Origin of the sequence: Serratia sp. 22264, from assembly GCF_052045345.1 — a bacterium.
In the GTDB taxonomy this organism is placed as follows: domain Bacteria; phylum Pseudomonadota; class Gammaproteobacteria; order Enterobacterales; family Enterobacteriaceae; genus Serratia; species Serratia plymuthica.
The window spans coordinates 182,107-197,127 of record NZ_JBQEOY010000009.1; the positions used below are offsets into that span (position 1 = coordinate 182,107).

Sequence of the window (15,021 nt, forward strand, 5' to 3'; positions counted from 1 at the left end):
CCCGATGGGCGGCTTTTGCTTTGGAAAAACCATGTTTGATATCGGTGTTAATCTTACCAGCTCGCAGTTTGCCAAAGACCGTCCAGCGGTGGTGGATCGCGCACGCGCCGCAGGGGTGAAGGGGTTGCTGATTACCGGTACCGACCTGCAGGAGAGCCAGGCCGCCAGTGAACTGGCGCAGTCACATGCCGCCTACTGTTGGTCTACCTCCGGAGTGCATCCACATCAGGCCAGCAGTTGGAACGATCAGGTTGCGGAGCAAATTCACGCCTTGGCCTCCCGGCCAGAGGTGGTCGCTATCGGTGAATGCGGGTTGGATTTCAACCGCAATTTCTCCACCCCGGCGCAGCAGGAAGAGGCTTTCAGCGCCCAGTTGGCGCTGGCCGCAGAGCTGGGGATGTCGGTATTTCTTCATTGCCGCGATGCGCACGCACGTTTTGCCGCGCTGTTGGTGCCGTGGTTGGATAAACTGCCTGCGGCTGTGGTGCACTGCTTTACCGGCACCGCCCAGGAATTAGACAGCTGTCTGTCGCTGGGTCTTTCGATCGGCATTACCGGTTGGGTCTGTGATGAACGGCGTGGTCTGGAGCTGCGAGCGCTGTTGCCGCAGATCCCGGCGGACCGTTTATTGCTGGAAACCGACGCACCCTATCTGTTGCCCCGGGATTTACACCCTAAACCCGCATCTCGCCGCAACGAACCCTGTTTTTTGCCCCATATCGTCCGGCAGGTGGCTGCCTGGCGGCAAGAAGATCCTGAATGGTTGGGGCAGAAAACCGATGAGAACGCCCGCCGGCTGTTCCGGCTGGTATGAGTTAGGAGAAAACTATGAGCTATGCATTTCCGGGCGCCTTTCCAGGCCGCCGTATGCGCCGTGTGCGCCGTCATGATTTCAGCCGTCGTCTGGTGGCGGAGAATCAACTGACGGTTAACGACCTGATTTATCCGGTATTTGTCATGGAAGGCAGTAACCGTCAGGAAGCGGTAGCATCCATGCCCGGCGTATCGCGCATGAGCATCGATTTGTTGATTAAGGAAGCGGAAGCCATCGCCAAGCTTGGCGTGCCGGTGATCTCCCTGTTCCCGGTGATTGAACCTGGCCTGAAGTCATTGCATGCGGAAGAGGCTTATAATCCGGACGGTTTGGTGCAGCGTACGGTTCGTGCGTTGAAAGACGCGGTGCCAGAGCTGGGTGTTCTGACTGACGTGGCGCTGGATCCTTACACCACTCACGGCCAGGATGGCGTGATTGATGAGCACGGCTACGTCATTAACGATATCAGCAAAGATATTCTGGTGCGTCAGGCGTTATCCCATGCGGAAGCCGGAGCGGAAATCGTGGCGCCGAGCGATATGATGGACGGCCGTATCGGCGCGATCCGCGATCGTCTGGAGCATCAGGGGCTGATTAATACCCAGATCATGGCGTACTCCGCCAAATATGCCTCCTGCTACTATGGCCCGTTCCGCGATGCGCTCGGTTCCAGCGGCAATCTGAAAGGCGGCAACAAGAAAACCTATCAGATGGACCCTGCCAACAGTGACGAAGCGCTGCAGGAAATTGCGCAAGATCTCCAGGAAGGCGCGGATATGGTGATGGTGAAACCCGGTATGCCTTATCTCGATGTGGTGCGTCGGGTGAAAGACACCTTTGGCGTGCCGACCTTTGCCTATCAGGTTTCTGGTGAATATGCGATGCACATGGCGGCGATTCAGAACGGTTGGTTGCAGGAGCAACCGGCGGTGATGGAGTCGCTGATGTGCTTTAAGCGCGCCGGGGCCGATGGCGTGCTGACCTACTTCGCCAAACGGGTAGCCCAGTGGCTGCACGATGAAGCGATGCAGCGCTAAGGCGTGAGTATCCAATAACAAAGGCGCCATTTGGGCGCCTTTTCGCTTTATAACTTTTGGAACTGCCGATTATCGACGCTTTGGCTGACCTGCTTGTTAATCAGGTTCAGCAGCAGCATCGAGCGCGCTTCCCCGTCCGGCTCGGTGTAAATCGCCTTCAGCCCTTCGAACATGCCGTCGACGATCAGCACGGTATCGCCCGGCTGAGGGGTTTCCGGGTCGAAGTAGGTTTCACAGGTATGAGTCTGCAGCTCTTCGATAACCTTCTGCGGGATGGTCGTCGGCAGCGAGCCAAAGCGCACGAAATGGCTGACACCACGCGTTGCACTGATGGTCGTTGTGTGAATGCGCTCCGGGTCGAACTCCACAAACAGGTAGTTGGGGAACAGAGGCTCGCTGACCGCAATGCGTTTGCCGCGCACGACTTTTTCCAGCGTGATGATCGGGCTCAGGCAGTTCACTTCCTGTCGCACCAGATGTTCCTGCGCCCGTAAAAGTTGGCCGCGTTTGCAATACAGTAAGTACCAAGATTCCATAATTTCACATGCCTTTCTGTCAGCCGGTAAGCATATCAAAAGCCGGTACGGATACATAGTGATGCAAGTTTCCGCTTGTAACAGCCGCTATCTGCATGAATCGCCGGCAATTAGCGGAAAGTCACACACTTATTCGCACGGCTTGGGTATAACAGAGGGCTGAAAATTTGTTACCGTCGCAAGTATGCCTTGGCCTGATGCGGCCTGATGTGACGTTATTCATCGTTTTTGATTGAGGGGAAGACATGGAGTTATTTCTGTTGAGCAACGGCAAGCTGTCCGGCGAGGATGAATTGTTGGGTTATGCCAAAAGCCGACTGCTGGCGATGATCGAGCGCCACGGGATTACGTCTGCCGTATTCGTCCCTTATGCCTTGATCCGCACTGACTACGATCAGCGTGCGCAGGAACTGGCGCAGACCCTGGGTATCCAGGTGACCAGCATTCATCACGCCGAATCTCCTGCGGCGGCGATTGATCAGGCGCAATGCATTTTGGTCAGCGGCGGCAACACCTGGATGCTGAACCAGATGCTGCATGAAAAGGGCCTGATCGTCCCCATCCAGCGGGCGGTTCGTGAACGTGGTGTACCTTATGTTGGTTGGAGTGCCGGCTGCAACGTCGCTACGCCAAGCATTCGCACCACTAATGATATGCCGGTGCGCAACAGCGTAGTGTTGCCGGCATTGGGTTTGTTCCCGGTACAGATTAACCCGCACTATATTGATGCGCATATCAGCGGCCACATGGGCGAAACCCGCGATGAACGTTTGGCGGAGTTCTGCGCGGTCAATCCGAGCGAATCGGTTGTGGCGCTGCGTGAGGGCAGCCTGCTGCACGTTGAGGGCAATGATTTGCGCTATTTCAGCGCCAGAGATCAAGGCTTCAAGGTGTTCCGCCACGGCGTGGAGGCCCGGGAGTATGACAATACGCAGGCGCTACGCCCGCTGGTGCCATTCACGTGCCACTGAGAACCGGCGATGTCTTTACCGGTGTTTAACAAAAGTGCAGCAACAACCGTGAAGAGGGCTTATAATGCCCTCCTCACTGGCCGTTATAATGATCAGCATGAAATACCGTGACTTACGCGATTTCCTCTCGTTGCTGGAAAAGAGAGGAGAACTAAAACGCATCAGCCAGCCGATTGATCCCTATCTGGAAATGACAGAAATTGCCGATCGTACTTTACGTGCGGGCGGCCCGGCGTTGCTGTTCGAAAACCCGAAAGGGTATGACATGCCGGTGCTGTGCAATCTGTTCGGCACGGCCAATCGCGTGGCGATGGGCATGGGCCAGGAGGATGTCAGTTCCTTGCGCGAGGTCGGCAAACTGCTGGCGTTTCTTAAAGAACCGGAGCCGCCGAAGGGGTTTCGCGATCTGTTCGACAAGTTGCCGAAGTTCAAGCAAGTGCTGAATATGCCGACCAAGGTACTGGGCTCCGCACCTTGCCAGGAGCAGGTATGGCAGGGCGATGACGTCGATCTCGGCCGCATTCCGGTGATGCACTGCTGGCCTGAAGACGCCGCACCGCTCATCACCTGGGGGTTGACCGTTACCCGTGGGCCGCAAAAAGAGCGGCAGAACCTGGGCATTTACCGTCAGCAGGTGCTGGGCAAGAATAAAGTGATCATGCGTTGGCTGTCGCACCGCGGCGGCGCGTTGGATTACCAGGAATGGTGCCAGGCGCATCCCGGTGAGCGTTTCCCGGTTGCTGTCGCATTGGGTGCAGATCCCGCCACTATCCTCGGTGCCGTCACGCCGGTGCCGGACAACCTGTCTGAATATGCCTTTGCCGGGTTGTTGCGCGGCAATAAAACCGAAGTGGTCAAGTGTATTTCCTGCGATCTGGAAGTGCCCGCCAGTGCGGAAATCGTGTTGGAAGGCTACATTGAGCCGGGTGAAATGGCGCCAGAAGGTCCGTATGGCGATCACACCGGTTACTACAACGAGATAGATCACTTCCCGGTATTCACCATTACCCACATCACCCAGCGTCGCGACGCAATTTATCACTCGACCTACACAGGCCGTCCGCCGGATGAGCCGGCGGTCTTGGGGGTGGCGCTGAACGAAGTCTTTGTTCCCATCTTGCAAAAGCAGTTCCCGGAAATCGTAGATTTCTATCTGCCGCCGGAAGGCTGCTCTTACCGCCTGGCGGTGGTGACTATCAAGAAACAGTATGCCGGTCACGCCAAGCGCGTGATGATGGGCGTCTGGTCGTTCCTGCGTCAGTTTATGTACACCAAGTTTGTTATCGTCTGTGATGATGACATTAACGCACGTGACTGGAATGATGTGATTTGGGCGATCACCACCAGAATGGATCCGGCAAGGGATACCGTAATGGTGGAAAACACGCCGATCGATTATCTGGACTTCGCTTCCCCGGTTTCTGGATTGGGATCGAAGATGGGGCTGGATGCCACCAATAAATGGCCGGGTGAAACCCAGCGCGAATGGGGCCGTCCAATTCAGATGGATGAAAAGGTGCGTACGCGCGTCGATGAAATCTGGGATGAGCTCGCAATTTTCAGTGACAGAGAACCGACGCTGTAGCGCAGGCTCTGTTCTCAGTTTTGCATTGATGACCCGACAGAGGGAACGCATGACAATATTGAGCTGTAAAGTGACCTCCGTAGAGGCCATTACCGATACGGTTTATCGGGTACGTTTGGTGCCAGAAGCGCCGTTTTCTTTCAAGGCAGGACAGTATCTGATGGTGGTGATGGATGAGCGCGACAAGCGTCCTTTCTCGCTGGCATCGACGCCTTCACAGCAAGAATATATCGAGCTGCATATCGGCGCTTCGGAGCTGAATTTGTACGCTATGGCGGTGATGGATCGCATTCTGAAAGAGCAGGCGATTACCGTTGATATTCCGCATGGCGATGCCTGGCTACGTGAAAACGGTAGCCGTCCGTTGGTGTTGATCGCTGGCGGTACCGGTTTCTCCTATGCACGCTCAATTCTGCTGACTGCGCTGGAGCAACAGCCGGACCGCGATATCTCTATCTATTGGGGCGGGCGCGAGCTGAAGCACCTGTATGATTTGAGTGAGCTGGAAGCGCTGTCGTTGCAGCACCCGAATCTGAAGGTGATCCCGGTGGTCGAACAACCGGAGGACGAGTGGCGTGGCCGCAGCGGCACGGTGCTCAGTGCGGTATTGCAGGATTTCGGCACGCTGGCGGAGCATGATATTTATATTGCCGGCCGGTTCGAGATGGCCAAAATTGCCCGTGAGCGTTTCTGCGTTGAACGCGGTGCGCAGGAAGCGCATATGTTTGGCGATGCCTTCTCGTTCATCTGAGGCGTAAGGTTGACATAAAGTGGGGTGGCCGGTGGCTGCCCTTTTTTATTGGCGCGCCTGTAGATTTCAGGCATAAAAAAACCCGCCCCTGACAGGCGGGAAGTACGGCAACTAAACTTGTCGGGATGCTGCGGTTTGAATCAGTTACGCAGTCATCCCAATATAGACACAGCTAAACGCGTTCAAATACGGTGGCAATCCCCTGGCCCAGACCGATACACATGGTCGCCAGACCAAATTGCACGTCACGGCGTTCCATGTTGTTCAACAGCGTGGTGGAGATACGTGAACCCGAGCAGCCCAGCGGATGGCCCAAGGCAATGGCGCCGCCGTTCAGGTTAATTTTATCGTCGATGCTGTCCAACAGCCCCAGATCCTTGATGCAGGGCAGTGACTGGGCGGCAAAGGCTTCATTCAATTCAAACAGATCGATGTCTTGTATGCTCAGGCCGGCGCGCTTCAGCGCCAGTTTGCTGGCCGGTACCGGGCCATAACCCATAATGGACGGATCGCAACCGACCACCGCCATAGAACGAATGCGGGCGCGGGCTTTCAGGCCGAGCGCTTTGGCGCGTGACTCGCTCATCAGCAACATGGCGGATGCGCCGTCGGATAAGGCCGAAGACGTGCCGGCGGTTACGGTGCCGTTGACCGGATCGAACGCCGGGCGCAGCGCCGCCAGGCTGGCAACGGTGGTTTCCGGGCGAATGACTTCGTCGTAGTCATAACGGGTCAGCACGCCATCGGCGTCATGGCCGGTGGTGGGGATGATTTCATTTTTGAAGTAACCGGCCAGGGTGGCGGCGTGCGCGCGTTGGTGCGAGCGTGCCGCGAATTCATCCTGCATCTGGCGGCTGATATTGTGCATCTTGGCCAGCATTTCGGCGGTCAGGCCCATCATGCCGGCGGCTTTCGCTACGCTGCGGCTCAGGCCAGGGTGGAAGTCGACGCCGTGATTCATCGGCACGTGGCCCATGTGCTCAACGCCGCCAATCAGGCTAACCTGCGCATCGCCGACCATAATGGCGCGAGCTGCGTCGTGCAGAGCCTGCATGGACGAGCCGCACAGTCGGTTGACGGTAACGGCCGGTACGCTATGCGGGATTTCGGCCAGCAGCGAGGCATTACGGGCAATGTTAAACCCCTGTTCCAGCGTTTGTTGCACGCAGCCCCAGTAAATATCGTCAATTTCGGCCGCGTCCAGAGCCGGATTACGGCTCAGTACGGCACGCATCAGGTGAGCGGAAAGATCTTCAGCGCGTACCTGGCGGAAAGCGCCGCCCTTGGAGCGGCCCATCGGCGTGCGTACGGCGTCAACAATAACTACGTTTTCCATCTTTATGACCTCATGCCGGTTGGCCAGTGGCGATATCGGACAATGGCGTCGCCACCGGGTAGTAGCTTTCATTGCGTTCAGCTTTGGCGCGCAGGCCGGCAGGCACTTGATACAGAGCGCCAAGATGCGCGTAACGCTGGGCCAGTTCGACATAGTTTGCGGTGCCAAGCGTATCCAGGTAACGGAACGCCCCACCGTGGAACGGAGGGAACCCGATGCCGTAAACCAACGCCATATCGGCTTCAGCCGGGCTGGCGATGATGTTTTCTTCCAGGCAGCGCACCACTTCGTTGATCATCGGGATCATCATTCGAGCGATGACTTCTTCGTCGCTGATGGTCTGGCGTGGCTGGGAGACGGCGGCCAACAGCGCATCGGTCTGCTCATCGTTGTCTTTACGCGGCTTGCCTTTGTTATCCTGACTGTAACGGTAGAAACCCAGTTGGTTTTTCTGACCAAAACGTTGGTTGTCGAACATCACGTCAATGGCGTCGCGATAATCTTTGCCCATACGCTCAGGGAAACCGGCCGCCATCACCGCCTGGGCATGGTGCGCGGTATCGATCCCCACCACGTCGAGCAGGTAAGCCGGGCCCATTGGCCAGCCAAACTGTTTTTCCATTACCTTATCGATTTGGCGGAAATCCACCCCATCGCGCAGTAGCATGCTAAAGCCGGCAAAATAGGGGAACAGTACGCGGTTTACGAAGAACCCCGGGCAGTCGTTGACCACGATCGGCGTTTTGCCCATGCGGGTGGCGTAGGCCACTACGGCGGCGATGGTGTTGTCGCTGGTCTGCTCGCCGCGGATGATTTCCACCAGCGGCATGCGGTGTACCGGGTTAAAGAAGTGCATGCCACAGAAGTTTTGCGGGCGTTTCAGTGATTTTGCCAGGTGATTAATCGGAATGGTCGAGGTATTGGATGCCAGCACTGTGTCTTCACCGATCAGACCTTCCACCTCGGACAACACTGCCGCTTTGATCTTCGGATTCTCGACCACGGCTTCAACGATCACCTGCGCGCGTTCGATACCGGCATAATCCAGCGTCGGCTGAATGGTCGACAGCACCTGCGCCATCTTCATGCCGTCCAGCTTGCCGCGCTCCAGCTGTTTGTTCAGCAGTTTGGCGGCTTCGTTCATGCCGAGCGCCAGGGATTTGTCGCTGATGTCTTTCATTATCACCGGCACGCCTTTCAGCGCTGACTGGTAAGCGATGCCGCCCCCCATAATGCCTGCGCCCAATACCGCAGCCTGCTTCGGCGCTTCCGCGTTTTTGGCCAGCTTTTTCGCCTGGCTTTTCACAAACTGATCGTTGAGGAAGATACCGACCAGTGCGCGCGCTTCGTTGGAACGCGCCAAAGGCACAAAGCTGGCGGTTTCCAATTTCAAGGCTTCATCGCGGCCCAATGTAGCGGCGGCTTCGATGGTTTTAACCGCGGTCATCGGCGCTGGATAATGTTTGCCTGCGGTTTGCAGCACCATGCCTTTGGCGGTGGTGAAGCTCATGGCCGCTTCGATTGGGCTGAGTTTCAACGGATCGAGTTTCGGTTGACGATAGGCACGCCAGTCCAAGTGACCGTCAATAGCCTGTTGCAGCATTTTCAGCGCGGCTTCTACCAATTTCTCCGGTGCGACCACCGCATCCACCAGACCGACCTTCAGCGCGTCTTTGGCGCTGACGTCTTTACCGGCGGCGATAATCTCCAGCGCGCTGTCGTTACCCAACAGGCGTGGCAAGCGAACGGAACCGCCGAAGCCCGGCATAATGCCCAGCTTGGTTTCCGGCAGGCCAATGCGAGCATCGGGAGAAGCGACCCGGAAGTCGGTGGCCAGAATGCATTCGCAGCCGCCACCGAGCGCATAGCCGTTAATGGCCGAAATGGTCGGTACCGGCAGATCTTCCAGTCGGTTAAAGGTCGCGTTGGCGAAGGCCAGCCATTGGTGCAGTTTTTCAGCCGGAGCCGCGAACAGTGAAAGGAATTCGGTGATATCGGCACCGACAATAAATGCGGCCTTGCTGGAACGCACCAGCAGCCCTTTCAGCTCGGTCTGTTTTTCCAGTACGTCGAGCGCTTCGCCCAGGCTGGCAACGGTGCGGGTATCCAGCTTGTTTATCGAGCCTGGGGCATTGAACACCAACTCGGCGATGCCGTTATCGAGCCAGTGCAGTTGTAATGTTTCGCCTTGGTAGAGCATGTCTATCTCCTGAATCAGCGTTTGATCTGGTATGACCAGATGATGAGGAGTGTGGTTTTTATGTTAACAATATGCAAACCAGAGATTGCGTTTTTGCAAAGCGGATCACACGGGTTAAATTTAAAGTATTGATTTTATATGTAATTATATTTTAGGCGTTCTTGTCATTTGCCGGGAGCCAAAAGGCTCAATACACTTGCCCGAGATAGAGCGCTACCCATACAGAGGTGTTGGATGAGTAAAGCGATATGTGCAAGACAGAGCGGATTTTGGAGTATTCCCGCCAGAACCATGACGCTGTCGTGTTTGCTGGTTTTTATGGCGCAGATGGCGACAACGGTGTATTTGCCTTCCTTGCCGACGGTGATGCAGGAACTGGCGATGACGCGCCGCGCCACTGAGCTTTCCATATCCCTGTTCGTGATTGGCGCTGCATTGCCAGTGCTGTTCTGGGGGGCCGCGGCCGATCGTTTTGGCCGCCGTTTGCCGCTGACGCTTTCTCTGGTGTCGTTTATCGGCTGCAGTGCGCTGTTGGCGTTTTGTCACAACGGGATCCAATTGTTGGTGCTGCGCACTCTGCAGGGCGCCGCTGCCGGTGGGGCGGCGATCATCGCGCGCATTATTGTGCGCGACAACTGGAGCGGGGATGAACTGGCGCGGCGTCTCTCGGTGCTGTCGATAGCCTTCATCACTGCACTGGGCGGCGGGCAGTTTATTGGTGGGTTGCTCAGCCGGTATTCGCACTGGCAAATGGGTTTTGTGTTGATGGGGCTAACCGGGCTGGCGATCCTGCTGTTAATGGCGACGTTGCCGTTGGAGGCGGGCCGTGCGGTGGGCCAACGGCCTGCAATGGCGGCGACCTATTGGCGTATCCTGCTTCGTCCGGGCTTTTTCTGGCCGGCCTGCGTGGGCGGGGTGGGGTTTGCTACGACGGTAACCTTACAGGAGGTGAGCCCGTTTGTGATGCAGCAGGGCTTTGGCCTCAACGTTACCGCCTTTGGTGCGTTGGGGCTGGTGATCGGCGTGGCTTACTTTACCGGAGCGATGGCGGTGAACCGCACAGTGGCCCGTTTGGGCGGCAGACGGTTGATGCAGGTGGGAACGAGCATGGTCGCATTGGCGACCGTCGCGATTATGTTGTTGTGGTGGAGCGGCATGTTGGTGGGAGTTTCCGGCATGACGATATTCATTACCTTGTATTGCTTGACGATTTTTGGCCAGGCGGTGCTGTTCCCGAATAGCATGGCGATGGCTGTCAGCGACGCTAAAGAACAGGGTGCTTATGCTATGGCGTTATGCGGTTTTCTGCAGCAATGCCTGGCGGGCGTGGCCGCTGCCGGTGCTGTTTTGTTGGAGCATGGTGGTCTGTGGACGGTGGCAATTGCACTGCTTGGTTTACTTGGTTGGTTGATGGTTCAGCGGCGGATGTAACGACTTTACGCTGATTTGCGAACTGCCCCGCATGCCAGAAGTGATGGGGTTGGTGCGCCAGAGCGGTGTGTTAAGATGGCGCATTCCGTTTTAAGGGTATAAGGGTATTGTGATGGAAACGCTGGCTTCATTGTATAACGACCACCTGGCAGAGCTGCAAAAACGGGCGCGTGAGGTATTGGCGCGCAACAAACTGGATGCTCTGTTGATTCACTCCGGAGAACTGCAACGGGTTTTTCTGGACGACCATAGCTATCCGTTCAAAGTGAATGCGCACTTCAAGGCTTGGGTGCCCGTCACATCGGTACCGAACTGCTGGTTGTGGGTGGATGGCGTTAACAAACCGAAACTGTGGTTCTATTCGCCGGTTGATTACTGGCACAGCGTTGAGCCGCTGCCGGACAGCTTCTGGACCAAGTCTATCGATCTGTTGCCGCTGGCCAATGCGGATGATATCGCTCAGCAGCTTCCTGCTCAGCGTGAGCGCGTGGGCTATATCGGTTACGGGCAGCAACGCGCCCGCGATCTCGGTATCCCAGCGGAAAACGTGAACCCGAAAGCGGTGCTGAACTACCTGGATTTCCATCGTTCAATCAAAACCGGTTACGAGCAGGCCTGCATGCGCGAAGCGCAAAAGACGGCCGTTATGGGGCACCGTGCGGCCCATGAAGCCTTCCTGTCCGGCATGAGCGAGTTTGACATCAATCAGGCCTACCTCACTGCTACAGGTCACCGCGATACCGATGTGCCTTATGACAATATTGTGGCGCTGAATGAACATGCGGCAGTGTTGCATTACACCAAGCTGAACCATCAGCCGCCAGCCGAATCGCTGAGCTTCCTGCTTGACGCCGGTGCGGAATACAACGGCTATGCCGCCGATTTGACGCGTACCTATGCAGGCCAGAGCGGCAGTGATTTCGCACAGTTGGTGAAGGACCTCAATACCGAGATGTTGGCGCTGGTGGGTACCATCAAAACGGGAGTGCGCTACACCGACTACCATGTGCAGATGCATCAACGTATCGCCAAATTGCTCAAGAACCACAAGCTGGTGAGTGGTATCAGCGAAGAAGCCATGGTGGAACAGGGGATCACCACCCCATTCCTGCCGCATGGCCTTGGCCATCCTCTGGGCTTGCAGGTGCATGACGCCGCCGGCTTTATGCAGGACGAGCAGGGTACGCATCTGGCAGCGCCGTCCAAATATCCGTTCCTGCGTTGTACCCGAGTGTTGCAGCCCGGCATGGTGCTGACTATCGAACCTGGCCTGTATTTTATTGAGTCATTGTTGGCGCCGTGGCGTAGTGGTGAGTTTAGCAAGCACTTTGCATGGGATCGCATTGATGCGCTGAAACCTTATGGGGGAATGCGTATTGAAGACAATATCGTGATCCACGAGAAGCGTATCGAGAACATGACGCGCGATCTGAATCTGGCCTGATGCAGCCTTATCCGATCCCTGCGGGGCCCGTCAGCGTCAGCGAGGAGATAAAGAAGAGCCGTTTTATCACCTTGTTGGCGCCGACGTGCGGGCCGGATGCAGCAAAGGCATTTATCCAACAGACTCGTGATGAGCACCCGGCGGCACGGCATCATTGTTGGGCGTTTATCGCCGGGCCACCGAATGATTCACAGCAGTTGGGTTTCTCCGACGACGGTGAGCCTTCCGGCACTGCGGGTAAACCGATCCTCGCGCAGCTTATGGGCAGTGGCATAGGTGAAATCACCGCCGTAGTGGTACGTTATTACGGCGGCATCAAGTTGGGCACCGGTGGCCTGGTGCGAGCCTATGGCAGCGGCGTGCAGCAGGCGCTAAAGCAGTTGATTGTGAGCAACAAGGTTCCGCAGGCCGAATATACTTTGCAATGTGACTATGCGCAGCTGGCGCTGGTCGAGAATCTGTTACAGCAAACTGAAGGGCGGATCGTTCAGGGTGAATATGGCGCCTGCGTCATGCTGCACCTGGCTTTGCCGGTAACCGTCGTTGAGACCTTTGGGAAAAAATTACGTGATCTCAGTCGCGGTAATTTGCAATTGATCCCTGTTTCGCAATAATTCCCCCAACTGAATTGCTAAGGATCGTGCTGAAATGCATTTTCGCGCCATAACCCGTATCGTAGGTTTGCTGGTCATCTTATTCTCCGGAACGATGTTTATTCCTGGTCTGGTGGCGTTGATATATCGCGATGGGGCGGGCAGGGCTTTCAGCCAGACCTTCTTTGTGGCGGTGACGATTGGCCTGATCCTGTGGTGGCCTAATCGCAAACAAAAACATGAGCTGAAGCCACGTGAAGGTTTCCTGATTGTAGTGCTGTTCTGGACGGTGCTGGGTAGTGTGGGGGCATTGCCATTTTTGTTCTCGGAGCGGCCTAATCTGTCGCTTACTGATGCTTTCTTTGAGTCGTTTTCCGGCTTGACTACCACCGGCGCGACGACGCTGGTGGGGTTGGATTCGTTGCCTAAAGCCATTTTGTTCTACCGGCAGATGCTGCAGTGGATGGGCGGGATGGGGATCATCGTGTTGGCGGTAGCAATATTGCCGATACTCGGCGTCGGCGGCATGCAGCTGTATCGCGCGGAAATGCCCGGCCCGCTGAAAGATAACAAAATGCGACCGCGTATCGCCGAAACGGCCAAAACCCTGTGGCTGATCTATGTTCTGCTGACGATTGCCTGTGCGCTGGCGTTATGGGGGGCGGGGATGTCAGTCTTTGACGCTATCGGCCACAGCTTCTCAACCATCGCCATCGGTGGTTTCTCTACCCACGATGCCAGCATCGGTTATTACGCCAGTCCGACCATCAACACCATAATTGCTATTTTCCTGTTGATCTCTGGTTGTAACTACGGCTTGCACTTCGCCCTGCTAAGCGGTCGCAATCTGAAAGTGTACTGGCGCGACCCTGAGTTCCGCATGTTCATTGCCGTGCAATTTACGCTGGTTGTGGTCTGTACTGCGGTACTGTGGGGCCATGGCGTCTATAAAACCGGCATGGAGACACTTAATCAGGCTTTCTTCCAGGTGGTGTCTATGGCGACGACGGCGGGTTTTACCACTGACAGCATTTCCAAGTGGCCGCTATTCCTGCCCATGTTGCTGTTGTGTTCTGCTTTTATTGGCGGCTGTGCAGGTTCGACCGGCGGCGGTCTGAAGGTTATCCGTATTCTGTTGCTGTATCTGCAAGGCTCGCGTGAGCTGAAAAGGTTGGTGCACCCTAATGCGGTTTATACCATTAAGCTGGGTAACCGTGCGCTGCCGGAAAGGATCCTGGAGGCGGTGTGGGGGTTCTTCTCGGCTTACGCCCTGGTCTTTATCGTCAGCATGTTGGCGATTATCGCCACCGGCGTTGATGACTTCTCCGCCTTTGCCGCCGTAACGGCAACACTGAATAACCTCGGGCCGGGACTGGGCGTGGTAGCGGATAACTTTACGACTATGCCTGCGGCGGCGAAGTGGATTCTGGTATTGACCATGCTGTTCGGACGACTGGAAGTCTTTACGCTGCTGGTTCTCTTTACGCCAACGTTCTGGCGTGAATGATCCTGATAGAAGGAGTAACGCCGTGAAGGCACTGATTCTTTATTCGAGCCGTGATGGGCAAACGCGTTCTATCGCTTCTTATATAGCAAGTAAATTGCAGGATACATTGGGCTGTGACGTGATTGACTTGTTGCAGGCAGACAATGTCAATCTAAGCCAGTATCAACAGGTGTTGATTGGCGCTTCGGTGCGTTACGGCCATTTCCATCCGGTGCTGGAAAAGTTCGTTAAGCAGCATGCCGACCAGTTGAACCAGATGCCGAGTGCGTTCTTTTCCGTTAACTTGACCGCCCGCAAGGCGGACAAACGTTCACCGCAGACCAATGCCTATACCCGTAAGTTCCTGCTTTCCTCTCCGTGGCAGCCAAAACAGTGCGTGGTGTTTGCCGGCGCGCTGCGCTACCCGCGTTATCGTTGGTTTGATCGCGTCATGATTCAATTTATTATGCGTATGACTGGAGGAGAAACGGATACCAGTAAAGAAGTGGAGTATACCGATTGGCAGCAGGTGGACCGTTTTACTCAAGAGTTTGGCCAGATTCAGTATGAAAAGTGACGGAAATGCTGGCTTGTGCAGCGTTTTGCCGAAAAAATCCGCGCTTGAAAAGTTTTTTGCATTTAGGGGTTGCGGCCTTCTGAGAACTCCCTATAATGCGCCTCCACTGACCGGGAACAACGACTCCTCTAACGAGAACACGTCGCCAGGTCGGTAAGAGAAAAGCGAAATAAACGCTTGACTCTTCGGGTGAAAAGCGTAGTATACGCCACCTCGAGATAGCAAGCTACGGCGGCTAACTCACTGCTCTTTAACAATTT

General features: G+C 55.9%; 13 protein-coding genes. 10 read left to right on the top strand and 3 right to left on the bottom strand.

Going from position 1 to position 15,021, the window contains the following annotated elements:
• Positions 1-31 precede the first annotated feature (31 nt).
• Together tatD and hemB are read left to right on the top strand one after the other, a co-directional pair.
• On the top strand, positions 32-814 hold the full coding sequence (gene tatD, locus ACTJJ1_RS23580; protein ID WP_440835568.1) for a 3'-5' ssDNA/RNA exonuclease TatD: 783 nt from the start codon (positions 32-34) through the stop codon (positions 812-814).
• Positions 815-828: 14 nt separating this feature from the next.
• Positions 829-1,851 (top strand): porphobilinogen synthase, encoded by a 1,023-nt coding sequence (hemB, locus tag ACTJJ1_RS23585; protein WP_004951037.1) that lies wholly within the window; start codon positions 829-831, stop codon positions 1,849-1,851.
• A 47-nt stretch (positions 1,852-1,898) separates the two neighbouring features.
• Here hemB and rfaH read toward each other — a convergent pair whose 3' ends face one another.
• Positions 1,899-2,387 (bottom strand): transcription/translation regulatory transformer protein RfaH, encoded by a 489-nt coding sequence (gene rfaH, locus ACTJJ1_RS23590; RefSeq protein WP_004951038.1) that lies wholly within the window; start codon positions 2,385-2,387, stop codon positions 1,899-1,901.
• A gap of 245 nt (positions 2,388-2,632) precedes the next feature.
• Between rfaH and pepE the strand changes: the two genes are divergently transcribed.
• From pepE to fre, 3 genes are all read left to right on the top strand, one after another.
• Positions 2,633-3,358 carry a dipeptidase PepE gene (pepE, locus tag ACTJJ1_RS23595; protein ID WP_062790053.1) on the top strand — a complete coding sequence of 242 codons (726 nt, stop codon included), beginning with the start codon at positions 2,633-2,635 and terminating at the stop codon, positions 3,356-3,358.
• A gap of 64 nt (positions 3,359-3,422) precedes the next feature.
• Complete coding sequence (ubiD, locus tag ACTJJ1_RS23600; protein ID WP_004951040.1) at positions 3,423-4,943, top strand: 4-hydroxy-3-polyprenylbenzoate decarboxylase; 1,521 nt, start codon at positions 3,423-3,425, stop codon at positions 4,941-4,943.
• Between the two features lie 49 nt (positions 4,944-4,992).
• Positions 4,993-5,694, top strand: a complete 702-nt coding sequence (gene fre / locus ACTJJ1_RS23605) for an NAD(P)H-flavin reductase (RefSeq protein ID WP_004951041.1) — start codon at positions 4,993-4,995, stop codon at positions 5,692-5,694.
• A gap of 172 nt (positions 5,695-5,866) precedes the next feature.
• On the opposite strand, the gene fadA is transcribed toward fre, so the two are convergent.
• Complete coding sequence (gene fadA, locus ACTJJ1_RS23610) at positions 5,867-7,030, bottom strand: acetyl-CoA C-acyltransferase FadA (protein WP_004951042.1); 1,164 nt, start codon at positions 7,028-7,030, stop codon at positions 5,867-5,869.
• Between the two features lie 10 nt (positions 7,031-7,040).
• Positions 7,041-9,230: a fatty acid oxidation complex subunit alpha FadB gene (gene fadB / locus ACTJJ1_RS23615; protein ID WP_122289828.1), complete on the bottom strand. Its 2,190-nt coding sequence runs from the start codon at positions 9,228-9,230 to the stop codon at positions 7,041-7,043.
• A gap of 234 nt (positions 9,231-9,464) precedes the next feature.
• Here fadB and ACTJJ1_RS23620 point away from each other — a divergent pair, with 234 nt between their 5' ends.
• The 5 genes from ACTJJ1_RS23620 (at position 9,465) to hemG (ending at position 14,761) form a co-directional block, all read left to right on the top strand.
• The gene (locus ACTJJ1_RS23620; protein WP_004951044.1) at positions 9,465-10,661 is read left to right on the top strand and encodes an MFS transporter; all 1,197 of its coding nucleotides are present in this window, start codon (positions 9,465-9,467) and stop codon (positions 10,659-10,661) included.
• A gap of 112 nt (positions 10,662-10,773) precedes the next feature.
• Positions 10,774-12,105, top strand: coding sequence for a Xaa-Pro dipeptidase (pepQ, locus tag ACTJJ1_RS23625; protein ID WP_006323112.1), 1,332 nt, complete (start codon positions 10,774-10,776; stop codon positions 12,103-12,105).
• Entirely contained in the window at positions 12,105-12,719 is a 615-nt protein-coding gene (locus ACTJJ1_RS23630) for an IMPACT family protein (protein ID WP_004951048.1), read from the top strand. The genes pepQ and ACTJJ1_RS23630 overlap by 1 nt, the downstream gene beginning before the upstream one ends.
• A gap of 34 nt (positions 12,720-12,753) precedes the next feature.
• On the top strand, positions 12,754-14,205 hold the full coding sequence (gene trkH / locus ACTJJ1_RS23635; RefSeq protein ID WP_004951050.1) for a Trk system potassium transporter TrkH: 1,452 nt from the start codon (positions 12,754-12,756) through the stop codon (positions 14,203-14,205).
• Positions 14,206-14,227: 22 nt separating this feature from the next.
• Positions 14,228-14,761 (top strand): menaquinone-dependent protoporphyrinogen IX dehydrogenase, encoded by a 534-nt coding sequence (hemG, locus tag ACTJJ1_RS23640; RefSeq protein ID WP_440835573.1) that lies wholly within the window; start codon positions 14,228-14,230, stop codon positions 14,759-14,761.
• Positions 14,762-15,021 lie beyond the last annotated feature (260 nt).